Genomic DNA, 23,394 nt, shown 5'->3' on the forward strand with positions numbered 1-23,394 from the left:
ATTTTTAAAGGATAGTATTTGCAAATTTCGGATTTGAAGAAAGAATTAATCTTAAAAAAAGGCATTTTGCATTTTGATTTTACAGCCAGTGCCTTAGCTCTTAAATGCGTAGAAAAAGAATTAGCCAAAATTCTTCCAAGCTACGCAAACACGCATTCTGATAGCTCTTTAAATTCTTTTAAAACCCAGCAAATTTACGAACAAGCAAGAAAGAATATAAAAAAAAGCCTATCCTTAGATGAGAACTTTGCCCTTATAGCTTGCGGGACAGGTTCAAGCGGTGCTATTAAAAAATTTCAAGAATTGCTCGGAATTTACATCCCCCCACTCATAAAAGAAAAATATTTTAGCCAAGTGGATAAAAACACCCTGCCCCTAGTCATAGTAGGACCTTACGAGCATCACTCTAATGAGCTTTCTTTTAGGGAAGGTTTGTGTGAGTGTATTCGAATTCCTTTGGATAAAAAAGGAGAAATTGACTTTGATTTTTTAGAACAAATTTTGCAAGAGAATAAAGAAAGAAAGATTATCGCTAGTTTTTCTCTAGCTTCGAATGTTACGGGGATATTAAGCGATTATGAGCGTATTTCTAAAATGGTGCGTCAATTTAAAGGCATAGTCGCTTTTGATGCGGCAAGTTTTATTCCTTATAAAAATATAGCTTGTAAGCACTATGATGCTTTATTTATAAGTTCTCATAAACTAATCGGTGGCATAGGAGGTTGTGGGCTTTTAGTCATCAAAAAAGAATTATGCGGAAGCAAACCTAGCTTCGCTGCAGGAGGAACCGTGGGCTATGTTTCTCGCACTTCACAATGCTATCTTTGCAACGAAGAAGCACTAGAAGAAGGGGGGACGCCGGGAATTTTACAACTCATTCGTGCTAGTTTAGCCTTCAAAATCAAAGACTCAATAGGCGTTAAACAAATAGAAAAAAAGGAAGAAATTTTAAAGGCTTATTTTTTTGAAAAACTAAAAACCCTGCCGAATTTGATTTTATACGCAAAAAATTTAAAAACTCGCTTGCCCATTTTCGCTTTTAATATCAAAGGAATTTCTCCTTTTGATATAGCTTATGAACTGAGTAAAAAATACCATATAGAAACTCGTGCAGGATGTGCTTGTGCGGGTCCTTATGGACACGACTTGCTAGGCTTAAAGGATAATGAAAAACTCAAAACAAAGCCCGGATGGTTAAGGGTGAGTTTGCACTATACGCACGAAAAAGAAGATATTGACTATTTTTTCAATGCTCTAAATCAAATCATAATCAAATTATCACATTAAAATATTATAGTTTTATTATTATGTATAAAAATTCTATCTTCGAAAACCAAATCAAGGGCTTTTGAAAGAACATCTTTTTCTATATTTCTGCCTGCTTGTTGCATATCTTGCCAAGTGTATTCATGATTTACGGGCAAAACAGCTTGAGTGATAATAGGCCCTTCATCAAGATTATTATTTACAAAATGTGCCGTAGCCCCAATGATTTTCACTCCCCTTTCAAAAGCTTGCTTATAAGGATTTGCCCCTATAAATGCAGGCAAGAAAGAATGATGGATATTGATAATCTTACCTTCAAAATGTTTAACAAAATCAGGAGACAAAATTCTCATATATTTTGCCAAAACTAAATAATCAAATTCATACCCTCTAAGACATTCCAAAATTTGAATTTCTTGCTCTTTTCGAGTTAAATTTTCTGCACTGATGAAATGATAGGGAATTTCAAATTTATCAACCAAATCTTTAAGGAAATCGTGGTTTGAAATCACAGCTTTAATATTAGCTTCAAGCTCATTACTATAATGCTTGATTAGCAAATCACCCAAACAATGACTTTCTTTAGTTGCAAAAACGATAATATCTTTTTTTCTTTTCTCGCAAAGTTCTATCAAGGCTTCTTGTCCGAGCATAGCTTCAAGTGTGCCGATAAACGCTTTGCTATCAAATTCACCTTCTAAAAGAGCACGAAAAAAAAACATCTCTTCGCCTACAAATTCATCATTTTTTACTATGTTGATATGATATTTAAAAATAACATCAGAAATTCTATAAATCAAACCTTTTTGATCTTTGGCACAAATTTTTAACACAGAAATCATTTAGCTAAACCTTTTATGTACATTCTCTCTTGCTTCTTGAAGCTTTAAGCCTAGAATTCTACCACAAAATCACATATTTATGAGTTCTTTTACTGCAATTTTGCTTTTAAAATTTACTTTCATAAAGCTTTTATTTTTACACTCTTCTCGATTTTACTCCTTTAAAATAAAAATTTCAAACCAAATATCCAAAAAATTGAGCAATATAGTAACACTAAAACTAACTCTTTTTATTTTGTAAATATTTTTCTAATACTATTTTAACTTCTATGCTATACTTTGGCTTTTACAAAACCAAAATTTAAGGAAGGCAAATGAGTAGTAATTGGAATTTAAGCGTCTTATATACAGACCCAAAAAGCAAAATTCTTGCGAAGGATTTTGAAAGCTTTGAGCAAGAAAGTAAGGCTTTTTTAAAATGGTGTGAAGAGAATTTTAAAGAAAGCCAAAACGCTGGGCAAAAACTGGAGCAGTATTTAAACAAGCTGGATAATTTGAGTAAATTTGAAACAATTAAAGCTTACATTTATCTTAATTTAGCTGTGGATACAACCAGTGCTGAATTTGCAAGACTTAATTCTAAAAATGAAAAAATTTCAGTCCTAGCCAAACAAGTGAAAAACCAACTCGTGCTGTTTTTAAAGAAGGTAGATGATTTGGAAGTTTTGATTCAAAACTCAGCCCTTTTGCAAAATTATGCCTTCTTTTTAAAAGAAGCTAAAGAAAAAGCGGACAAGCTTTTAAATGCCAATGAAGAATATATCTTAGCTAAAATGTCTTTAAATGGCTCTAAGCTTTGGAGCAAGCAATGGCAACAAATCACTTCAACTTTAAATGTAGAGTATAAGAATGAAAATTTAACGCTTTCAGAAATTAGAAATTTAGCCTCAGATGCTAGTAGTGCGGTAAGAAAAGAGGCTTATTTAAGCGAGTTAAAAGCTTATGAGAAAATTGACATAGCCTCAAGCTTTTGCATTAATGGTATTAAAGGAGAAGTTATAGAGCTGTGCGAACTAAAGGGCTATCAATCGCCCTTAGAAATGACTCTCAAAGAAGCTAGACTTGATAAAGAAGTCTTTGAAGCGATGATGGGTGCGATTAAGCAATCCTTGCCCCAACTTCAAGAATATTTTATCAAAAAGGCTGAATTTCTAGGACATAAAAATGGCTTACCCTTTTATGATTTGTTTGCTCCTATTACTAAAAATAGTCAAGAATACAGCTACGGTGATGCCACAAAGCTAGTGTATGAGCATTTTTCTCGCTTCAGTCAAAAGATGGGGGATTTTGCTAAAAAGAGCTTTGATGAAGAGTGGATAGATGTCTATCCTAGAAAGGGCAAGGTGGGCGGAGCCTTTTGCTACCCTATACAAAGTGTGAAACAAAGTCGTATTTTGCTTAATTATTCAGGCTCTATTGATAATGTTTTTACTATAGGACACGAGCTAGGACACGGCTATCATAATTATTGCTTAAATACTGAGAATTATTTAAACACAGAGTATTCTATGCCCATAGCTGAAACGGCTTCAACTCTTTGTGAAAATATCATAGTTCAAGCTGCTTTAGAAAACGCTAGTAACGATGAAGAAAGGCTTAATATTTTGGAAAAAGACTTATCAAGAAGTTTGCAGTGCATAGTTGATATTTATAGCCGCTTTTTGTTTGAAGATGGGCTTTTTAAAAAAAGAGCTGAGGGCTTTGTGAGCAAAGAAGAGCTTTGTGCTATGATGCTTGATGCTCAAAAACAAGCTTATGGCAAGGGCTTGGATGAGAATTTTTTACATCCTTATATGTGGGTGTGTAAGACGCATTATTACAATGCCTCGTATAATTATTATAATTTCCCTTATGCCTATGGCACTCTTTTTTCCAAGGCTCTTTTTGAAAGGTATTTAAAAGAAGGGCAAGAATTTGTCGCCAAATACGACGCTATGTTAGCCTATACGGGCAAGGCTAGTTTATATGAGGTGGGTAACTTTGTAGGGGTAAATTTAAAGGATAAGAATTTTTGGCTAAGTAGTTTAGAGCTTATCATCAAAGACATTAAAGCTTATCAAGAAGCTAAAATTTAAGGAGTAAGAATGAAAAAAATTATTTTTGTTTTGGGTTTTTGTTTGTTGGGTGTGGCTTATGGAGTAAAACCGGCTGCTGGGGAGAAATTAGCTAAGGAGCAAAGCTTTATTTATAACGCAGCTTCAGCGCCTTCTTCTTTAGACCCTGCTAAGATGGAAGGCTCTCCAGAAGGCTTTTTCTCAAGAACTCTTTTTGAAACCCTAGTGATTTCAGATGTGGATGATAAAATCGTACCCGGAGCGGCTGAAAGCTGGAGTGCGAGTGAGGATTATAAAACTTGGACCTTTAAGCTTAGAAAAGAAGCGAAGTGGTCTGATGGCACACCCGTAACCGCTCACGATTTTGTCTTTGCTTGGCAAAGATTAGTCGATCCTAAAACCGCTTCGCCTTATTCGTCTTATCTTGCTTATATGAAACTTAAAAATACCAATGCCATCATTAACGGCAAGATGAGTCCGCAAAGCTTAGGCATAGAGGCTAAGGATGACTATACCCTAGTTTTACATCTTGAAGAGCCTGTGCCTTTTGCAGACCGCATTACAGAATTTTATGTTTTGCCTCCTGTGCCTAAGCATTTGGTAGAAAAACTAGGCGACGCGTGGAGTCGTCCTGAAAATATAGTAGGTAACGGAGCTTTTAAAATGCAATCTTATGTAGTAAATGAAGAAGCAGTTTTTGCGAAAAATCCTTATTATTGGGACGCTAAGAATGTCTTGCTTGAGAAAGTTACCCTACTTCAAATTCCTAATAGCTCAGTAGCTTACACCCGTTATAGAGGGGGTGGGCTTGATGTGAGTGTCTTTCCCATAGAGCTTTTGGATAAGGTAGAAAAAGAGCATAAAAATGAGCTGACCAAAGGACCTGAGCTTTGCACTTATTATTATGAGTTTAATATGCTAAAAGCACCCTTTGATAATGTAAAAGTGCGTCAGGCTCTAAGTATGGCACTCGATAGAAATACTATCACAGAAAAAATTCTTAAAAGAGACCAAGAACCTGCCTATACTTTTTCGCCTTCTAAAATCAGTGCGGCTTATCTTAATAAAAACCCTGAGTGGGCTTCGTGGGAGCTTAAAAAACGCTATGAAGAAGCCATAAAATTACTTGAAGAAGCAGGATATAGCAAACAAAATCCTTTGCGTTTTACCCTTTCTTATAATACCAGCGAGGAACATAAGAAAATCGCCATAGCTGCTGCTGCAATGTGGAAGCAAAATTTGCAAGGACTTGCCGATGTAAAATTGCAAAATCAAGAGTGGAAGACCTTTTTATCTACAAGGCGTTTGGGGCATTATGATATAGCAAGGGCTGGATGGTGTCCGCCTTATAATGAGGCAAGCTCGGCTTTAAATGTTTTCACTAGTGATTCTTCGTCTAATTACGCAGGATATAAAAGCAAGGAATTTGATGAAACCATCAATGCAGCTTATAGGGCTAAGGATGAGGATTCAAGAGCGGCTGAGTATGCTAAGGCTGAACAAATTTTATACAGAGATTTGCCTATGATGCCTATTTATTTTTATGCGGGAACTGAGCTTGTCAAGCCTTATGTAAGAAATTACAAAATCAAGCCTTCAAAATACTATTATTTCAAAGACCTTTATATAGTAGAGCCTTGATGCGGCGGAATAAATTCCGCCTTACAAACCAAAAACTTACGTCTTGCTAAAACCTTGTAAGTATAAAAATCAGTCATAAGAAAAAATAAAATCACTATTTATAGAACTTCAAATTGAAGTCCCTTGGTTTTCACTAGCAGTTTTTAAATTCTCATTTTAAATTTTTTAAATACTTTTTAAGCTCTCTTTGCCTTGCTTTTTGAAGTTCTAAGCCTAAAGCTTTACCAAAAAATCCTTTATCCATAAAAGCTTTTGGCGAAATTTTGCTTTCAAACTTAGTTCCATAAAGCTTTAATCTTTTAGCTTGTTCTATACGCTTTTTACTCCAGAGTCCAAGCCATTCCTTCAAAGGCATTTCAAAAGCGATATTAGCTAGTTCAAAATCACTTACTTCATCAAAATAAAACATTTGATTTGCCTTTTTTAAATACTCTTTTTTAAGCTTGGTTTTTTTAAAAAACATATCCTTGTCTAAGTTAAAAAAATTTAAATACAAATACAAAAACAAAGCATCATCTTTTACAACTTCCCTACTATGTCTAAGCAAAGATTGAAATTCCATACTCTTAAAAGCACTTTCAAAACCCAAGATTTCTTCTTCTAAACCAAGCTCTTGCAAATAGCTATAACCCACATCAAGTCTAGGACTTTTAAAAAATTTATAAAGTTCTGCATTGATTCTATCATGGCTAAGCTCTTTTATATCCATATTTTTCATCAAAACCAAGCTTTGCTCTGCGATTTTAAAATCAAATCTTGAAGCAAAAACCACCGCCCTTAATATCCTTAAACTATCTTCTTTAAAACTTTGCTTATCAATATGTCTTAAAAAACCTGCTTTTAAGTCTTCAAGCCCACCATAAAAATCCAAAAACTCTTCATTAAAGAGATTAATCATCATAGAATTTATGGTAAAATCTCGCCTTTTTGCTCCTAATTTTTCATCATCGCAAAGGGCAACCTCAAAGCCTTTATGTCCGGGGGCTATTTTGTTTTCTACTCTTGCAAGTGCTAAATCGTAATTTTTAAATTTATACACAAAAAAACTCTTCCCAAAGCCCTGTGCGCCTAGTTTTTGCATAAGCTTTTCAAAATCATTTGCTTTTATATCATAAAGCTCTATATCATAATCATATAGCTTTAAACCCAAAAGCAAATCCCTTACACTACCCCCAACCAAATAAGCTCTTTTCGTATAAGGCTTTAAAAAATCAGCAATAAACTCTAAATCAGGATTATTTTTTAAGCTTATCTTCGATATTTGCAAGTAAAAACTCTAAAAAATTTATAGTCAAGTTTAATCTATTTTCAATATCGTCTTTTTTTATGCTATTTAAGCCTTCAAAAAGAACTAAAATTCTCTCTCTAAGATGTTTTAAAAAAATATCCTCATTAAGCGTCTTAAGTTCTGCTGTGATATTGGGATTTAAAATTTCCTTTTGCAAAAAAGGCTCTTCTTTCTCAAACTCTTTATTCGTCTTAATAGAACTTTGAGTATCATTTTGTGCTTTTTGCTCTTCTTGAAATTCAGGCATAGATACTTCTAAAACTTGCGGGGCGTCAAGCTCTTGAGGCTCTACAACAGAAGGCTTAAGTGGCTCTATTTTTCTGTTTTGTTCTTGCTCTTTTAAAATTTCACTCTGTCTTCTTTGCTCTTCCATAATGGAACTTACTTCACTAATAGTTTTTTTAGCTAAATCTTCTAAATTCATATTTTTATCAACCACCTTTTAAATTCATTAATTTCTTCTTCACTTTTCATATGGATGAAAAAATCCAACATTTGAGTATTTAAATCCTTGTGTTTAGAGCGAAAGCCACTCAAGCGTCTTACTGCGTCAATGGCATTTTGATTGTGCGGGTCTTCTTTTAAAATATTTTTATAAATTTCCAAAGCCTCGTCTTTAAGCCCCTGTGCTTCATAAATAGAAGCTTCTGTAACGGTGTTTTTCATTGACTATCCTAAAATGTTTTTTCAATTCTAGCAAAAAGCATCTTATCTTTAAGTAAAAAACATACTAATACCTAAAACCGCCACACACAAGGCGCTAATTTTATTAAGCTTGGCTATGTGCTGGTTCATAAAACTTTTAAATAAACTTCCACCCAAAGCATAAAGACTTAAAGAAGAAAATTCAATGAATAAAATAATAAAAAGCAAAAGAAATAAATTATCACTCATTTTTAAAAAAGAAGGCAAAATAGAAAGTATGAAAATCCAAGCCTTAGGATTGGAAGTAGAAGCCATAAAGCCTTGCAAAAACAAAGACACTCTTGCTTTTTTAGAAATTTTTTCTTCCCTTAATTTAGCCTTAGCACGAAACAAACAAAAAGCCACATACAAAAGATATAAGGCTCCACAAATTTTAAAAATTTTAAATAAAAACTCATGCTGAGCAATAAAACCGGCTCCAAAGGCACAGCACAGCACTATCAAACCCAAACCCAAAAGCTCACCCAGCATCATCCATAAGGTATTTTTATAACCTAAGCTAAGTCCCAAAGAAAAGGCTAAATTCATACACAAACCCGGCAATAATGAAACACAAGCAAAAGTAAAAATAAAAAACAAATAATCCAAATTTTTATCCTTCCTTCTTAAAAAGCTCTTTTAAATACTCCTGCCTTTTTTCATCTAAATTTAAATCCTGCTTTTGCTCTTTTTTTTGCACTTCTTTATTTTCATCGCTAAAATACAAATAATCTATGCCAAAAATAAGGGCTATGATAAAAAGCAAGGGAAGTAAAAAAATCATATTTGATTATAAATGCTACCAAAATAACGAACATTCTCAGCATTTTCATTTTTTTCTATGGTCTTTATGGCACCACTATTGATTGCCTTTTGCATATCTTCATCTAAATCTTGATAGGAAAAGACCATATTAATACTGATAATATGCGGAAGCTTTTCAAGCATTTTATAAGAATTCAACTCATCTTCTAAATTTTCACTTTCGATTACAACTATAATCTTTTCATTTTCACAAAGTTCTACAGAACAAAAAGGAATTTTTGAAATAACATTTTTCAACTCATCGATATATTCTTCTTTTGACAAAATCAAGACACTAGAAAGATTATTCATCAATACTCCTAAATATTATACTATCGCCAAAACCAGAAATAACAAATTCTATATCACTTAAGAAAATGATAAATTCACTCATTAATTTTTCATTGTTAAAAGTTTTAATAGGTTTAAGGTTACTTGTATCAAAAATCTCACTGATTCCAGCTTCATTATCGCTATAAATAGCTAATTTTCCATCAGGACTTAAAGCACAAGCATATATCAAAAAGTCTTTTTGTAAAAAAATTTCCTCTCCATTCTTTACTAGACCTATACGCCTATCCGTTCCACAACTTAAAATAATATCGTTTTTAAAATCTACCTGATAAATATTATCTTTATGCATTTTATCATAATTTTTTAGTATTTTCCAATTTTTCAAATCAAAAAGCTCAACTTCACCGCTCTCAAAACCTGCAACTAACTTACTTTTATCTTCATTCAATGCCACATCATTAAGACTAGAATGGGAAAAATTAAATTTCTTTATGTTCTTTAAATTTTTATCAACCAATTCCATTTCAGAACCAACAGAGATTAAAAGATAGGTGTTTTCATTTATAAAAAATGCTTTTATTATACTATTTTCTTTAAGTTTTTTGATTTGTAAATTATTCTCATATGAGCTTAAATTTTTTGCCCCGAAATCACCTTCGCTGAGTATTAAAAGTGTGTCTTTAAAAATATCAATACTATAAATTTTAGCAAAATCCTTACCATAGTAATTTTCAATCTTTGGCAAAGATAAAAGCTTTTTTAAACTTTTATCTTCAGTATTGTATTGCAAAATCTCACCCTTATCAGTGCCTATATACAAATTCTGCCTGTCAAGCTTCAAAGCTGTAACATTTGAATTTAGCTTCAGTTCATAAGCAAAGCAGAAAGCGTAAAAAAGACTTAAAATAAAGAGAAATTTTTTCATCTATTTTTACTTCACGCCCTCATTAATAACATCAATTAAATTAGATTGTTTTTTTAATTGCTCGTTTTTAAATTCAGGTTTAAAGCTATTTCCTACCAAAGGTTTGGCATCGCTTTGTGGCACATGGCACTGGGTGCAGTTAAAGCGAGTATCGCTAATAGCATCGCCTGTGGATTTATTTTTCCAAAAATCATAGTAATGTGTAGCAGGCAAAGGTGTTGCCCCCACATCCGCTGCTATAGACTTATCGTGGCAACTTAGGCACATATTATTATCCTTTGTTATAGGTAACATATCCTCAATAGCATGCGAAATAAGCGGTGGTGCATTTTCATAAGAGCGGTCAAAACGAGTTGATTCTCCCGGCTGCGAAGTTGTGAAATTTGCCTCCACTAAACTTACCTTATTTTCATTCTCTAAACTTGCTTTTCTAAGTCCAATTTGTTCTGAACTTACTCCATTACTCATCGCACAAGCAGCAAAAAACACAACTGCCGCACTTCCCAATAAAACCAATTTCTTCTTCATTTTTTGTTCCTTAAATCAAAAATATTAAAATTCAAAGCATCGTCATTACAAACTTCTATACATCTTGCACACCTTATACACTCTCCTGATTTTACAGCAACACTTTCCCTTCCAATCATCCACAAAACCTGTTTTTCAGGGCAAATACGGATACACTCATAACACTTAGTGCATTTATTGCTATTATGCTTTATTTTAAGTAGAGCAAAGCGAGAAATAACAGCGTAAAAAGCCCCAAGCGGACAAAAATGCGAACAAATTGCCCTAGGACTTAAAAAAGTATCAATACAAAAAAGTATAAAGGCTACAAAAATCCAAGAACTTGTAGCAAAAATAATCCCCCTATGTATCACAGCTATATAAGAAAAACTTTCAAATACAGGCAAAGAAAATACAAAAGAGAGGATTAAAACTAAACCTAACACAAAATAGCGTAAATTTTTAGGCAAAATTAAAAATTTATTATTTAAAGCCAACTTGTTTCGTATAAAAGCGGCAAAATCTGTGATTAAATTTACAGGACAAACCCAAGAACAAAAAACCCTTCCTAAAAGCAAACCATAAATAAAAAATATAATTAAAGCTCCTATTAAAGCCATTAAATCTATACTCCAGCTTGCCAAAATAATCTGCAACACCGCAAAAGGGTCGCTCAAAGGCAAGGTATTAAAAAGCCTAGAAGAACTTAAATTCCCTTGCAGGATGAAATCCGTAGTCTTAAAGCTAAAAAGAGCTAAAATTCCAATTTGAACAATACGTCTAGCGATTAAATATCTCATCATAATTCTCCATCATTGAGATAATTTGTTGCCTTTTTAGCATCAAAATGCTTTGAAGTATCAGCATTTTTTAAACGTTTTTCATCTTTTTCATCCCAACCTTTTACGTAATGCGAACCCGCTTTTCCTAAAACATACTCTCGTGGCAAAACACGAATGGCAGGTTTTTCGGTAATACAGGCAAGCTCACAAAGCCCACAGCCCACACAAAATTCATTATCCACCACAGGCAATAAAAAGGCGTGTTTAGCGGTGCGTTCGTTGCGTTTGCTTTCGATTTTTAAAGCCTTATCGATGAGAGGACAGGCCCTATAACAAGCATCGCATTGAATTCCCCAATGTGCCACACAAGAAGCACTATCAACAATAGCAATGCCCATCTTTAAAGACTCTATACCCTGTTTTAAATGCTTTTTATCTAAAGCATCAGTTGGACATTCTTTGATACAAGGGATATCCTTACAAAGATAACAAGGAATTTCTCTAGCCTTAAAAAAAGGAGTGCCATTTTTTGGGCTGTCAAGCAAGCTAGCAAGTTTTAGTGTATCGTAAGGACAGGCTTTCACGCATAAACCACAACGAATACACTTGCTTAAAAATCTTGTCTCATCTTCGGCTCCGGGCGGACGCAAGGCATAGCCATCATCTGCTTTTAAGGCCAAATTGGCCAAAAACCCACCTCCAGCACAAAGGCACACAGCCTTGAAGGCACTAGCAAAAAATTCTCTTCTATCTTTCATTTAATCAAAATCCTAAATCAAGCCTTATAAATTTTTACCGCACATTTTTTAAAATCGGTTTGTTTTGAAAGTGGACAAGTCGCATCCAGCGTAACTTTATTAATATACACATTCTCATCAAACCAAGGCACATAAACAAGCCCTACAGGTGGTTTGTTTCTACCACGCATATCTACTCTGGCTTTTACCTTTCCACGACGCGATTCTACCCAAACCAAATCCCCTTGATTTAAGCCCAATTTTTCTCCATCTTTTTCACTCATATAACAAAGTGCTTCGGGCACAGCCCTATAAAGCTCAGGCACACGCATAGTCATAGTCCCACTATGCCAATGTTCCAAAACCCTTCCTGTTGCAAGCCAGAATGGATATTCTTCACTTGGTCTCTCAGGTGCTTTCATAAAAGGTCTAAAGAAAATTTTAGCCTTATTTTTAATGCTATGCTCTTTTTCATCCTTAGGAGCTAGCAGGTCTCCATTTGTAAGCATTTTATTAAAATCTCCATAGAAAGCAAAGTCTGAATTTGGAGCGGCTTTTTTGGCATAATAATCAAATTTAGTGTTAAATCTCCACTGCGTTTCTTTGCCATTGACCACAGGCCATCTTAAACCCCTTACTTTGTGATAAGTGTCAAAATCTGCTAAATCGTGTCCGTGTCCCAGACCGAATTTGCGGTATTCTTCCCAAAGATACTTTTGAACAAAAAAGCCATAGCCTGTAAATTCTTTTCCATCGCTACCTTGAATTTTTCTCTCATCACCCTTAACATCAGTATTATCAAAACCTTTTGCAATAGCATCATCTGGTCTAAAGCTTTTTGCTTCTTTATTGGCAAATAGCACATCAAAAAGCGTGTCATCTTCACTATAACCCATAGCTTTTGCTTCTTCCAAAACGCTTGGTAAAGTGAGTTTATCATCTACTTTTTGTTCTTTCCAAACTTCTTTGAGCTTAAAGCGTTTTGCAAATTCTAAAACCTGCCAAGTATCGCTCATCGCAGCACCTACAGGTAAAACTTGTTGTTTCCAATGCTGCGTTCTTCTTTCGGCATTACCATAAGAACCCCATTTTTCATAAATCATAGCACTTGGTAAAATCAAATCTGCCACCTTAGCCGAAATTCCCGGATAACAATCGCTTACCACGATAAAATTATCCATATCCCTAGCCGCACTTATCCAGTGATTAGCATTAGCGGTATTTTGCCACGGATTATTCACTTGCACCCATGCAAATTTAATCTTTCCATCTTCTAAATCTCTCATAATACCAAGATAAGGAGAACCCGGTTTTGGATTGATAGTTTTTGCAGGAACCTTCCAAATTTTTTCTGAAATTTCCCTATGTTTTGGATTTGCCACAACCATATCAGCAGGTAAGCGGTGCGAGAATGTTCCCACTTCTCTAGCCGTTCCACAGGCCGAAGGCTGTCCTGTTAAAGAGAAAGCTCCATTACCCGGCTTAGCCTGTTTGCCAAGTAAAAAATGCACCATATAAGCTTGTTCATTTACCCAAGTACCCCTAGTGTGCTGATTAAAGCCCATAGTCCAAAAACTAACCACTTTACGATTTTTTTCTATGTAAAGATTGGCAAGTTCTTGGAGTTTCTTTTTATATTCTTCCATGTCTTCATTATCATCGCCCTTAGAAACCTTAGCAACATAATCAAGAGTGTAAGGCTCTAAACCCTTTTTGAAGTCTTCAAAGGAAATTTCCCAGTTCTTATCAGCTACACCTTGATGCTTCATCTCAAATTTATCGCCTGCTTTAACACCAAGATAAGAAAGAGAAGTCGCCTCTTCATCATCTAAGATGATAGCATTTTCTTTTTGAACTGTATCTTTTTCGCTTGATTTAAATTTAGGGTGGTTTGGATTATTTCTCATACCATAACCAATATCTGCATAACCTGTTGCAAATACACAATGATTTTTGATAAATTTCATATCCATAGCTTCAGGGTGGTTATAAACAATCTCTCTTGCTATATAGTTCCAAATAGCCAAATCTGTATTTGGCTTAAAAATAATTTCAGTATCAGCAATATTTGAAGTGCGGTTTGAAAAGGTGCTTAAATTGACAACCTTAACCTTATCAAGATTGCTCAATTTTCTATCACTTACCCTTGACCAAAGTATAGGGTGCATTTCAGCCATATTTGCCCCCCAAGTGATGATAGTATCGGTAAGTTCTATATCATCATAACAGCCTGATGGCTCATCTACGCCAAAAGTTTGCATAAAACCCACAACCGCAGAAGCCATACAGTGTCTTGCATTAGGGTCGATATTGTTGGTTCTAAAACCCGCTTTTGCAAGCTTTAAAGCAGCGTAGCCTTCTTGAACCGTGTATTGACCACTCCCAAAAATTCCTATACCCGTAACACCTAGCTCATTATAAGCCTTTTTAAACTGCTTCTCCATCTCATCAAAAGCCCTTTGCCAAGAAACTTGTTGGAATTTACCTTTTTTGTCAAATTCGCCCTTATCATTTACACGAAGTAAGGGCATAACAAGCCTATCTTCGCCATACATAATTTTAGCATTAAAATAACCTTTAATACAATTAAGCCCACGATTTACAGGTGCGGCAGGGTCGCCTTTTGTCGCTACGATTTTGCCATCTTTTCTAGCTATCATAATCCCACAGCCCGTGCCACAAAATCTACAAACAGCCTTATCCCATTTCCAGTCTTCCTCTTGCGCTCCAAGCATAGAACTTGGAACACTAAGTCCTGCAGCACTTGCAGCACTTGCGATAGCGGTATTTTTAATAAAATCCCTTCTATTCATTCTCATTCCTCCAAGATAAAAAAATCATTCTATTATAGGGAATACAGAATAAAATTATCTTTAATTTTGTTATAAAAATAATAATTTTTAAGCTCTATTTTTTAGGAGTTTTATTATCTTTTTTTATTATTTTTACATAATATAAATTTTAAAAATTAAATTTCCTAATTTAACTTAGACATAAATAGTATGAAAGTTGATTTTTACAAAAATTATGAAAGTGTAAAAACACAGAAGAAGGATAAATCAAAGCCCCTTACAGAGCTTTGATTGGCTTAATGACAACCGCATCCGCCACAACAAGAACCATCAAAAAAAACCATCAAGCTTTGCAATATCAGGCATTTCTGTGATTTCATTTACAAGCTCTTTATAGGCAATTTTGCCTTCTTTGATTACAAATACAGCCCTAGCCAAAAGCCCTTCTAAAGCACCTTCGCCAATCAACACGCCGTATTTTTCGCCAAATTCTTTTGCCACAAAATCGCTTGCAACACTTAAATTCTCAATGCTTTCTGTGCTACAAAATCTACCCATAGCAAAAGGCAAATCCATACTCACAACAATAACTTCAGCGCCCTTATAGCTGGCTACTTTTTTATTAAATTCCCTAGCTTCAGTAGCACAAACAGGAGTATCTAAACTTGGAACGCTTAGGATAATTTGAGTTTTATCCGCTACGCCTATTTCAATCACACTTAAATCTTTAGCCTTAAGGCTTATTTTAGGAGCAGCCGCTCCAACTTCAAGTGAATTTCCTTTGAGTTTCACAGGGCTTCCTTTGAAATTTACCGAACTCATTTTGTTTCCTTTTTTAAAAAATTTAAACATTTTATAAAGAATGTTTTAAGAGTGATTATATCTTATAAAGATTAATTATTTTTCAATATTCATTTTATTTCGCCCTTGCAAAGTCCTGCTTCTATGAGAAAACGCGAAGGTGCAAAAGAAGTTTTTTTATTTTTATCATACTTGGCATAACTTAGAAAAAGTATATTTTTTGCCCTAGTTACCGCAACATAAAAGAGCCTTCTTTCTTCTTCTAAGCTTCCGCCCATACTCATAAGCTTTTGATTAGGAAAGCGTCCTTGTGCAAGGTCAATTACAAAAACAAGCTCAAATTCCAAACCCTTACTCGCATGCACACTCAATAAATTCACCCCCTTGCCACTACTCATCTCACTAGCACCTAGAGTAAGAAAATTGTAATACTTATAAATATCGCTGTAATTTTTTGTCAATTCTTTTAAAACATTAAATTTCGTTTCTATTTTTTCTAAATTTTCACTTTTTCTTAGCAAATCCACTTGCCCTGCTTTATTTGTCGCTCTTTTAGTAGCAAGTTCTTCACAAATTTCCCTATAAAAAGAATTTTCGCAAATCAAATTAACCAAAGACAAGGAATGCTTTAACTCCATAGCTTGTTTTAAAAAAAAATAAATTTTTTCTAAATTTTTAGCACACAAATCATTGATTTTTGTAAGTTTTAAAACAGGATGAGCGTTAAATTCGCTTTCAAATTTAAAACGATTTTCACTGCTTAATTCTTCCAAATCTGCAAAAAGTCCTAATTGATAATTTCTTTTTTGATGGTTTTGCAAATTGGCATTTTTATCAGGCTCTAAAAAGCCTTTTATCAAACTTCCATTACCTAGTTTTAAAAGCGCATCAAAAATTTCTTTTGCCAAAACTCCACCCACGCCTTTAGTGTATTGAACTAAATGAATAAAAGCCATAATATCCTTAGGATTTACCACGAGTGCTAACATAGCACTAAAAGCCTTAACTTCTAAGCTTTCAAAAAAACTCCCACTTCCCTTTCTTACACTTGCAATGCCCTGCTCTCTTAAAGCCACTTCAATCCCATCAGCACTTGAGTTGTTGCGAAAAATAACAGCAATTTCTTCTAAACTTACCCCGCTTGTAAGTATCATTTTGGCTATATTTTGATACTGGTCAAACAATTCTTCAAAAGTAAGCAAAGACGGAGCCTTAAACTCGTCATTTCTTGTAACCACAAGCTCTTTTGGATACAATCTTTCATTATTTAAAATCACTTTATTAGCCAAAGCTAAGATACTTCTTGATGAGCGGTAGTTTTTATTTAGGGAAAAAATTTGAGCATCTTTAAATCGTTCTTTAAACCCACCTATAATGTTAATATCAGCTCCATTAAAAGCATAAATGCTTTGGTCATAATCGCCCACACAAAACAAACTCTTGCTATTAAAAGCTTCAATCAAAGAGCTTTGCAAAGCATTTGTATCTTGATACTCATCGACTAAAATTTCATCTAGTTCATAGCTTTTTTCTTTTAAAAGCTCTTTTAGATTGATAAGCAAGTCGTTAAAATCCACATAATTAAAACGCTTTTTTTCATTATCGTATTCTTTTAAAATATCTTCATAAATTTCAGCATAAATACTTTGTTCTTCATAGTTTTGACAAAACCAAGTATAAAAATCTTGATTGTGTGCCTTATTTTGAAACAAAGAATAAATGTCGTATAAATAACTAGCTTGATAAGGTTTTATATCGCCTAAATGCCTAAAAGTTCTTTTTTCATAAACACTTTTAAGTAGAGTTTTAAGCTCGCTTGCTTGTTTTAAGGCTATATCTTTATCGGCATTTTTTAGCAGAGTATAAGCTGTGCTATGAAAAGTCCCTGCGAGTATTTTGCCCGTGATATTTTTATCAAAAAACTTTCCCAAACGCCCTATCATTTCTTTGCTAGCTTTGTTTGTAAAGGTTAAAAGCATAATTTTTTGAGGCTTTACTCCCTGACTTAAAAGATAAGAAATTCTTGCGACAATAGTAGAAGTTTTCCCTGTCCCTGCACTTGCGATTACAAGATTATGTCCAAAATTAGCAGTAGCGGCAAGGTATTGTTCATTATTTAATTTCGAAAGTGGCATTATTTTCCTTAAAAAAGTCAAAATTATAAAAAAAATTTACTTAAAAATATAAAAATTTAAAATTACTTTATATTAGATTGTAGTAGAATGTCAAATTATTTACACTCTATCGCAAGGATAACAAATGAATTTTAAGGTTTTTTCTATTATTGTTGGCATATTGATTGCTGTTATTGCTGTATTAGGCGGGACTTATTATTATCTTTTTGAATATTCAAAACCTAAAAATTACGGCTCAAACACCCCTTCTTACACCCAGCAAAATTCATACCCTAATCATTATGACAATACGCCCATAAATCAAACTCCTGCAAATCAAATGAGTCAAAATGTATTACCTAATAATAACTTTAACACCACACAAGAAACAAGCCCACAAGAGCAAAGCTCAAATTCCAACACTTATTTAAACACAAGCGAGGAAAACAATCAAAGTTTAAATTCCTTAAATTCCAATATAAGCACAAATACAACTAGCGAAAATAACCAAAGCTTTAATCTTTCGGGCACAAGCGAAAACAATGCAGGTCAGCCTACTATTTCTGCTAACTCTGCTACGCCTATCACGCCTGTAAGCGAAAATAACCAAAGTTCAAACTCAAACACCCAAAGCGAAAAAACACAGACTTCAAAACAAGAACACAAACAAGCTAAAATAGAAGCTCTTAAAAAAGAAATCAGCAAACAACAAAAAATCTTAGAAAGAGAAAAGGCTGTAAAAAAAGAATTAGAATCAGACAAATCAAACAAAAACAAATATTTAAGCACTGCTAGAGAGTATTTAAGCATAGGGAAAAACAGCCGCTTAGAGCCTGAGCTTAGCACGGAAAACATGAAGGTTTATGTTTTAGATGGGAAATTTTTAAGTCAATATAGAATTAATCTTTTAAAAGATATGCTAAGTGTTATAGAAGAGAATTCTAAGGATTATTATCTAAGTATCTTTGTCAAAATGCTGCCTAAAGGAGAGATGAAATTAAGCATCTATAACAAAGAAATTATCTTTTCAGATATGAAAAAAGCTTATAAATATATCACTTTAGAAAGCTTAAGTCCTTATTTGAATAATCCTCAAAGCTTAAACGCTCATATAGCACGCGAAGAAATTTTAGAAAGACTTAAACTTCAAATCAAAAAAGAGGGCAAGGGAAGCGAATTTTCTAAACATATCAAAAGCCTAAAAACAGGGCTTTATACAGCACAATACTTTTTTCCATTTTGTGAAATTATAGAAATTACCTCTATTAAATAAAATGGAAAGCAAGGTAAATTATAATGTATGATAAGAATTTAGAAAAAGAGTATTATCAAATTTGCGAAGAACGCGGATATTTTGAGCTTGATGGCAACAAAGTCATACAAGAAAAAGATAAAAAATTCTGCATTATGATGCCCCCGCCCAATGTAACAGGGGTTTTACACATAGGACACGCTTTAACCTTTACCCTACAAGACATTATGACGCGTTATAAAAGAATGGATGGTTATAAAGTGCTTTATCAGCCCGGACTTGACCATGCTGGTATTGCCACCCAAAATGTTGTAGAAAAACAACTGCTCTTGCAAGGCATTAAAAAAGAAGAATTAGGCAGAGAGAAATTTGTAGAAAAAGTTTGGGAATGGAAAGAGCAAAGCGGCGGGAAAATTTTAGACCAAATGAGAACACTAGGTATCACTCCTGCGTGGAGTCGTTTGCGTTTTACTATGGATGAAGGCTTGGCTAATGCTGTAAAAAAAGCCTTTGTTGAGCTTTATGACAAAAGACTTATAGTGCGTGGAAATTATATGATAAATTGGTGCACTCACGATGGGGCTTTAAGCGATATAGAAGTTGAATACAAAGAGAACAAAGGAAAACTTTATCATATTAAATATTTTTTAAAAGATAGTGATGAATTTTTGGTCGTAGCCACAACGCGTCCTGAAACTTTTTTTGGTGATACTGCGGTTATGGTGCATCCTGATGATGAGCGTTATACCGAATTTGTAGGCAAAGAAGTAATTTTACCCTTAAGCAAAAAAGCCATTAAAATCATAGCTGATGAACATGTGGAAAAAGAATTTGGAACAGGAGTTGTAAAGGTTACTCCCGCACACGATATGAACGACTATGAAGTGGGGCTTAGACATAATTTAGAATTCATAAGTGTTTTTGATGAAAAAGGAATTTTAAATGAACATTGCTTAGAATTTCAAGGCTTAGAACGCTTAGAAGCAAGAGAAAAAATCGTAGCCAAACTAGAAAGTCTCGGCTTTATAGAAAAAATACAAATGCATAATAATCAAGTAGGATATTGCTACCGCTGTAACAATATAGTCGAACCTTACATCTCTAAACAATGGTTTGTAAAAAAAGAAATCGCTCAACAAAGCATAGAAAAAGTTGGCTTAGGTGAGAGCAAATTTTATCCCCATCACTGGATAAATAGCTTTAATGCTTGGATGAAGGATTTAAGGGATTGGTGTATTTCAAGACAGCTTTGGTGGGGGCATCAAATTCCTGTATATTACTGTGAATGTTCTTATGAATGGGCGAGTCAAAACACACCTAAATCTTGTCCAAAATGTCAAAGTCAAAATTTCAAACAAGATGAAGATGTGCTTGATACTTGGTTTTCTTCGGGACTTTGGGCTATGAGTGCCTTAGGCTGGGGAAATGAAAATTGGGGCAAAGATAAGCTTTGGTTTGAAAACGACTTAAAAGAATTTTATCCTAACTCCTTGCTTATCACGGGTTTTGATATTTTGTTTTTCTGGGTTGCTAGAATGATGTTTCAAAGCACTGAAGCTCTAGGCGAGCTTCCTTTTAAAGATATTTATTTACATGCCCTTGTCAAAGATGAACAAGGCAGGAAAATGAGTAAAAGTCTTGGAAATGTTATCGACCCAAATGAAAGTATCAAAGAATATAGTGCTGATATTTTACGCTTTACTTTGGCATTGCTTGCTATACAAGGACGCGATATTAAACTAAGCAACGATAAGCTTTTACAAGTAAGAAATTTCACAAATAAAATCTACAATGCCACAAATTATCTCCTTTTAAATGCAAATAACTTTGAAGATTTAGAAAATATCACACTTCGCTCAGAACTTGCAAAATACATTTATTCTAAATTTCAAACTTGCATTAAGGATGTAAGAGAGAATTTAGACCAATACCGCTTCAATGACGCAGCCAATACGCTGTATAAATTCTTTTGGGATGATTTTTGCGATTGGGGTATAGAGCTGAGTAAGGCTGAAAAATCAAGCGTTAAAGAGCTTGGAAGTATTTTTAAAGAAGCCTTAAAACTTTTAAATCCTTTTATGCCTTTTATCAGTGAGTATTTATACCATAAATTAAGTGGCACAGAGCTTCAAACAAGCCCTTCTATTATGATAAGCAAGTATCCAAAATTTCAAAAACAAAATGAAAATATAGAAAAAATCTTTTCTTTGCTTATAGAAAGCATTATTAGCATTCGCCGTGCTAAAAGCTTGATTGAGCTTGGAAATTCTAAGATAGAAAAAGCTTATATTAAATTTAATGATACAAAAGCCAAAGATGAAATTAAAGCTTATATGAATTTTATCACAATGCTCGCCAAGTGCGAGCAAATAGAATTTAGTGAAGAAAAATTACCCAAAGCAATCTGTGATGTTAGCGAGAATTTAGAAATTTTCATCACTCTTGAAAATGTTGATTTAAGTGGTATTTTAACAAGGCTTGAAAATCAAAAAGCAAAACTTGAAAAAGAAAGTCTTAAGCTTCATTCTATGCTTTCAAATGAAAAATTTATCGCTAACGCACCCAAAGAGGTGGTTGAGCAAAATAAAGAAGCTCTAAAAAATTTACAAATTCAACTTGAAAAAATATCAGTTGAACTTAGGAATTTAAAAGGTTAAATTTTGATAAAAATAAAAAATTTAAAAAAATATTATGGTAAAGAACTTGTTATAAACGATGTTTCTTTGGAGATTAAAAAGGGGGAAATTTACGCTATTGTAGGACATAGTGGGGCTGGAAAATCTACTCTTTTAAGGTGCATTAATGGGCTTGAAAATTATCAAGAAGGTAGCTTAAAGGTATTGGATAATGAAATCAAAGATTTAAGCTACAAAAACCCAAAAGAGCTTAGAATGCTTAGAAAAGATATAGGTATGATTTTTCAAAATTTCGCCCTGATGGAGCGTAAAAATGTGTTTGAAAATGTCGCTATGCCTTTAAGAACGCACTATACTCAATGCAAATTTTACGCCAAGCTTTTTGCTAAAGAATATATGAGCGAAAAAGAAATCGCTAAAAAGGTCAATTCCTTGCTTGAAATCGTAGGGCTTGACCATAAAAACAAAGCCTATCCAAGAGAGCTTAGTGGGGGTCAAAAGCAACGCGTTGCCATTGCTAGAGCCTTAGCTTTAAACCCAAAAATTTTACTCAGCGATGAAGCAACTTCAGCTCTTGACCCAAATACTACGAAAAATATTTTAGAACTCATCTTAAAAATCAATGCTGAATTTGGAATCACCGTTGTTTTAGTAACTCACGAAATGGATGTGGTTAAAGATATAGCCCAAAAAGCTTTATTGCTTGAACACGGACAAATCATAGGAAGCGGTGCAATCGATGAGCTTTTCTTAAAGCCAAATAAAAAAATGAAAGAATTCTTAGGCGAAAGCGATTTTTTACCTGAACAGGGGCTAAATATCAAGCTTTACTTCCCAAAAGAAGTCGCACAAAATAGCGTCATTACCCATATGGCAAGAACGCTAGATATAGACTTTAACATAGTCTGGGGTAAAATAGAAAAGCTCAATGGAAAGGCTTTGGGAAATTTAGTTATCAACATAGACGAAAAAGATAAAGCTAGGGTCCTTGCCTACATAGAAAAAAGTGGAGTATTGTGGGAGGTGGCGTCATGAATGACTCTATTGCTGCTTTCTTGGGTAGAATTTCTAAATTTCTTAATGATTTTTCTTGGCAGGATATTAAAGAAGTTAGTTTAAGCTCTATTACAAGTTTTAGTCAAAATTATGAAAACATTCTAAAACCCGCACTCAATGAAACGATTTATATGAGTTTGATGGCTGTGTTTTTTGGATTTTTATTGGCAATTATTCCGGGTATTTTACTGGCTATTTGGGGCAAAAATGGTATCAAAGAAAATAAAATGGCTTATGGAATTTTGGATTTTATAACCAATATCTTGCGTGCTTTTCCATTTTTAATTCTCATTGTTGTGCTTTTACCTCTTTCTAAAATTGTCGTAGGCACAAGCATAGGCACAAATGCCGCCATAGTTCCTTTGGCTATTGGTATAGCACCCTTTCTATCTAAAATGCTTGAAAGTGCTTTTAAAGAGATAGATGAAGGCATTATAGAAGCGGCAAAAAGCTATGGTGCTAGCCATATACAAATTATTTTTAAGGTTATCTTCAGCGAAGCTCTTCCGTCTATTATTAGCGGTCTTACTCTGACCTTAATTTTTACCATTGGTTTTTCAGCTCTTGCAGGAACCGTTGGTGGAGGTGGCTTAGGAGATGTGGCTATTCGTTATGGCTATGAACGCTTTAATAAAGAAGTGATGATACAAACCGTTGTGATTTTGCTTATTTTGGTTCAAATCGTTCAAATTCTAGGCAATTTATTTTACACTTGGGCTAAAAATAGTAAAAGCATATACATCATTTTCACTTTACTAGCCTTGTTTGCGATGAGTGCGATTATTGGCGTAAGCAGTGGGGATAATTTCTTTTGGCAGGGACTTATTTCTATCTTGCTTGTGATATATTTGATTTATAGGGGACTTAAGAAAGCTTAAGTCTCTTTTTAACTTTTTTAAGTAAAATTGCAAGAAATTTT

20 protein-coding genes and 1 pseudogene are annotated in these 23,394 nt (G+C 33.9%); 7 read left to right on the forward strand and 14 right to left on the reverse strand.

The window, feature by feature from the left end; translation table 11 throughout:
* Nucleotides 1–18 precede the first annotated feature (18 nt).
* Nucleotides 19–1,287 carry an aminotransferase class V-fold PLP-dependent enzyme gene (locus tag ACLL8X_RS04260; protein ID WP_411989695.1) on the forward strand — a complete coding sequence of 423 codons (1,269 nt, stop codon included), beginning with the start codon at nt 19–21 and terminating at the stop codon, nt 1,285–1,287.
* On the opposite strand, the gene purU is transcribed toward ACLL8X_RS04260, so the two are convergent.
* Complete coding sequence (gene purU, locus ACLL8X_RS04265) at nt 1,284–2,108, reverse strand: formyltetrahydrofolate deformylase (RefSeq protein WP_411989696.1); 825 nt, start codon at nt 2,106–2,108, stop codon at nt 1,284–1,286. The two genes, ACLL8X_RS04260 and purU, sit on opposite strands and share 4 nt — an antisense overlap.
* A 314-nt stretch (nt 2,109–2,422) precedes the next feature.
* Between purU and ACLL8X_RS04270 the strand changes: the two genes are divergently transcribed.
* Nucleotides 2,423–4,183 (forward strand): M3 family oligoendopeptidase, encoded by a 1,761-nt coding sequence (locus tag ACLL8X_RS04270; RefSeq protein WP_411989697.1) that lies wholly within the window; start codon nt 2,423–2,425, stop codon nt 4,181–4,183.
* Nucleotides 4,184–4,192: 9 nt separating this feature from the next.
* Nucleotides 4,193–5,803 (forward strand): peptide ABC transporter substrate-binding protein, encoded by a 1,611-nt coding sequence (locus ACLL8X_RS04275; RefSeq protein WP_411989698.1) that lies wholly within the window; start codon nt 4,193–4,195, stop codon nt 5,801–5,803.
* A 151-nt stretch (nt 5,804–5,954) separates the two neighbouring features.
* Here ACLL8X_RS04275 and ACLL8X_RS04280 read toward each other — a convergent pair whose 3' ends face one another.
* The 13 genes and pseudogenes from ACLL8X_RS04280 to ACLL8X_RS04340 form a co-directional block, all read right to left on the reverse strand.
* Nucleotides 5,955–7,070: a tRNA nucleotidyltransferase/poly(A) polymerase family protein gene (locus ACLL8X_RS04280; protein WP_411989699.1), complete on the reverse strand. Its 1,116-nt coding sequence runs from the start codon at nt 7,068–7,070 to the stop codon at nt 5,955–5,957.
* Complete coding sequence (gene ciaD, locus ACLL8X_RS04285) at nt 7,039–7,515, reverse strand: effector protein CiaD (RefSeq protein WP_411989700.1); 477 nt, start codon at nt 7,513–7,515, stop codon at nt 7,039–7,041. The genes ACLL8X_RS04280 and ciaD overlap by 32 nt, the downstream gene beginning before the upstream one ends.
* Entirely contained in the window at nt 7,512–7,757 is a 246-nt protein-coding gene (locus tag ACLL8X_RS04290) for a hypothetical protein (protein ID WP_411989701.1), read from the reverse strand. The genes ciaD and ACLL8X_RS04290 overlap by 4 nt, the downstream gene beginning before the upstream one ends.
* 48 nt (nt 7,758–7,805) lie before the next feature.
* Nucleotides 7,806–8,384: a LysE family translocator gene (locus ACLL8X_RS04295; protein WP_411989702.1), complete on the reverse strand. Its 579-nt coding sequence runs from the start codon at nt 8,382–8,384 to the stop codon at nt 7,806–7,808.
* Between the two features lie 4 nt (nt 8,385–8,388).
* Complete coding sequence (locus tag ACLL8X_RS04300; RefSeq protein WP_411989703.1) at nt 8,389–8,559, reverse strand: hypothetical protein; 171 nt, start codon at nt 8,557–8,559, stop codon at nt 8,389–8,391.
* On the reverse strand, nt 8,556–8,891 hold the full coding sequence (locus ACLL8X_RS04305) for a chaperone NapD (protein ID WP_411989704.1): 336 nt from the start codon (nt 8,889–8,891) through the stop codon (nt 8,556–8,558). The genes ACLL8X_RS04300 and ACLL8X_RS04305 overlap by 4 nt, the downstream gene beginning before the upstream one ends.
* Entirely contained in the window at nt 8,884–9,798 is a 915-nt protein-coding gene (locus ACLL8X_RS04310) for a WD40 repeat domain-containing protein (protein ID WP_411989705.1), read from the reverse strand. Before ACLL8X_RS04310 ends, ACLL8X_RS04305 begins: the two co-directional genes overlap by 8 nt.
* A gap of 6 nt (nt 9,799–9,804) precedes the next feature.
* Complete coding sequence (locus tag ACLL8X_RS04315) at nt 9,805–10,326, reverse strand: nitrate reductase cytochrome c-type subunit (protein WP_411989706.1); 522 nt, start codon at nt 10,324–10,326, stop codon at nt 9,805–9,807.
* A complete protein-coding gene (napH, locus tag ACLL8X_RS04320; protein ID WP_411989707.1) occupies nt 10,323–11,108 on the reverse strand; it encodes a quinol dehydrogenase ferredoxin subunit NapH in 786 nt (261 codons plus the stop codon). The genes ACLL8X_RS04315 and napH overlap by 4 nt, the downstream gene beginning before the upstream one ends.
* Complete coding sequence (gene napG / locus ACLL8X_RS04325) at nt 11,105–11,845, reverse strand: ferredoxin-type protein NapG (RefSeq protein WP_411989708.1); 741 nt, start codon at nt 11,843–11,845, stop codon at nt 11,105–11,107. The genes napH and napG overlap by 4 nt, the downstream gene beginning before the upstream one ends.
* A gap of 17 nt (nt 11,846–11,862) precedes the next feature.
* Nucleotides 11,863–14,637 carry a periplasmic nitrate reductase subunit alpha gene (gene napA, locus ACLL8X_RS04330; protein ID WP_411989709.1) on the reverse strand — a complete coding sequence of 925 codons (2,775 nt, stop codon included), beginning with the start codon at nt 14,635–14,637 and terminating at the stop codon, nt 11,863–11,865.
* Between the two features lie 275 nt (nt 14,638–14,912).
* Nucleotides 14,913–15,438 (reverse strand): annotated as a pseudogene (gene tpx, locus ACLL8X_RS04335) (thiol peroxidase).
* A gap of 89 nt (nt 15,439–15,527) precedes the next feature.
* Nucleotides 15,528–17,552, reverse strand: coding sequence for an ATP-dependent helicase (locus tag ACLL8X_RS04340; protein ID WP_411989710.1), 2,025 nt, complete (start codon nt 17,550–17,552; stop codon nt 15,528–15,530).
* 124 nt (nt 17,553–17,676) lie between these two features.
* Between ACLL8X_RS04340 and ACLL8X_RS04345 the strand changes: the two genes are divergently transcribed.
* Genes ACLL8X_RS04345 through ACLL8X_RS04360 form a run of 4 tightly spaced genes read left to right on the forward strand, consistent with a single transcriptional unit; the run spans nt 17,677 to nt 23,353 of the window.
* Nucleotides 17,677–18,804: a hypothetical protein gene (locus ACLL8X_RS04345; RefSeq protein WP_411989711.1), complete on the forward strand. Its 1,128-nt coding sequence runs from the start codon at nt 17,677–17,679 to the stop codon at nt 18,802–18,804.
* A gap of 23 nt (nt 18,805–18,827) precedes the next feature.
* Nucleotides 18,828–21,440: a valine--tRNA ligase gene (locus ACLL8X_RS04350; protein ID WP_411989712.1), complete on the forward strand. Its 2,613-nt coding sequence runs from the start codon at nt 18,828–18,830 to the stop codon at nt 21,438–21,440.
* Between the two features lie 3 nt (nt 21,441–21,443).
* Nucleotides 21,444–22,454, forward strand: coding sequence for a methionine ABC transporter ATP-binding protein (locus tag ACLL8X_RS04355; protein WP_411989713.1), 1,011 nt, complete (start codon nt 21,444–21,446; stop codon nt 22,452–22,454).
* Nucleotides 22,451–23,353, forward strand: coding sequence for a methionine ABC transporter permease (locus tag ACLL8X_RS04360; RefSeq protein WP_411989714.1), 903 nt, complete (start codon nt 22,451–22,453; stop codon nt 23,351–23,353). The genes ACLL8X_RS04355 and ACLL8X_RS04360 overlap by 4 nt, the downstream gene beginning before the upstream one ends.
* The last annotated feature ends 41 nt before the right edge of the window (nt 23,354–23,394 follow it).

This window comes from Campylobacter parajejuni (assembly GCF_046764905.1).
GTDB lineage: Bacteria > Campylobacterota > Campylobacteria > Campylobacterales > Campylobacteraceae > Campylobacter_D.

Coding starts and splice junctions, on each gene's coding strand:
- napH (WP_411989707.1), bottom strand. CDS start 11,108: ATGATGAGATATTTAATCGCTAGACGTATTGTTCAAATTGGAATTTTA.
- ACLL8X_RS04350 (WP_411989712.1), top strand. CDS start 18,828: ATGTATGATAAGAATTTAGAAAAAGAGTATTATCAAATTTGCGAAGAA.
- ACLL8X_RS04340 (WP_411989710.1), bottom strand. CDS start 17,552: ATGCCACTTTCGAAATTAAATAATGAACAATACCTTGCCGCTACTGCT.
- ACLL8X_RS04270 (WP_411989697.1), top strand. CDS start 2,423: ATGAGTAGTAATTGGAATTTAAGCGTCTTATATACAGACCCAAAAAGC.
- ACLL8X_RS04300 (WP_411989703.1), bottom strand. CDS start 8,559: ATGATTTTTTTACTTCCCTTGCTTTTTATCATAGCCCTTATTTTTGGC.
- napA (WP_411989709.1), bottom strand. CDS start 14,637: ATGAATAGAAGGGATTTTATTAAAAATACCGCTATCGCAAGTGCTGCA.
- ACLL8X_RS04290 (WP_411989701.1), bottom strand. CDS start 7,757: ATGAAAAACACCGTTACAGAAGCTTCTATTTATGAAGCACAGGGGCTT.
- ACLL8X_RS04315 (WP_411989706.1), bottom strand. CDS start 10,326: ATGAAGAAGAAATTGGTTTTATTGGGAAGTGCGGCAGTTGTGTTTTTT.
- ACLL8X_RS04275 (WP_411989698.1), top strand. CDS start 4,193: ATGAAAAAAATTATTTTTGTTTTGGGTTTTTGTTTGTTGGGTGTGGCT.
- ciaD (WP_411989700.1), bottom strand. CDS start 7,515: ATGAATTTAGAAGATTTAGCTAAAAAAACTATTAGTGAAGTAAGTTCC.
- ACLL8X_RS04360 (WP_411989714.1), top strand. CDS start 22,451: ATGAATGACTCTATTGCTGCTTTCTTGGGTAGAATTTCTAAATTTCTT.
- ACLL8X_RS04345 (WP_411989711.1), top strand. CDS start 17,677: ATGAATTTTAAGGTTTTTTCTATTATTGTTGGCATATTGATTGCTGTT.
- ACLL8X_RS04305 (WP_411989704.1), bottom strand. CDS start 8,891: ATGAATAATCTTTCTAGTGTCTTGATTTTGTCAAAAGAAGAATATATC.
- napG (WP_411989708.1), bottom strand. CDS start 11,845: ATGAAAGATAGAAGAGAATTTTTTGCTAGTGCCTTCAAGGCTGTGTGC.
- ACLL8X_RS04310 (WP_411989705.1), bottom strand. CDS start 9,798: ATGAAAAAATTTCTCTTTATTTTAAGTCTTTTTTACGCTTTCTGCTTT.
- purU (WP_411989696.1), bottom strand. CDS start 2,108: ATGATTTCTGTGTTAAAAATTTGTGCCAAAGATCAAAAAGGTTTGATT.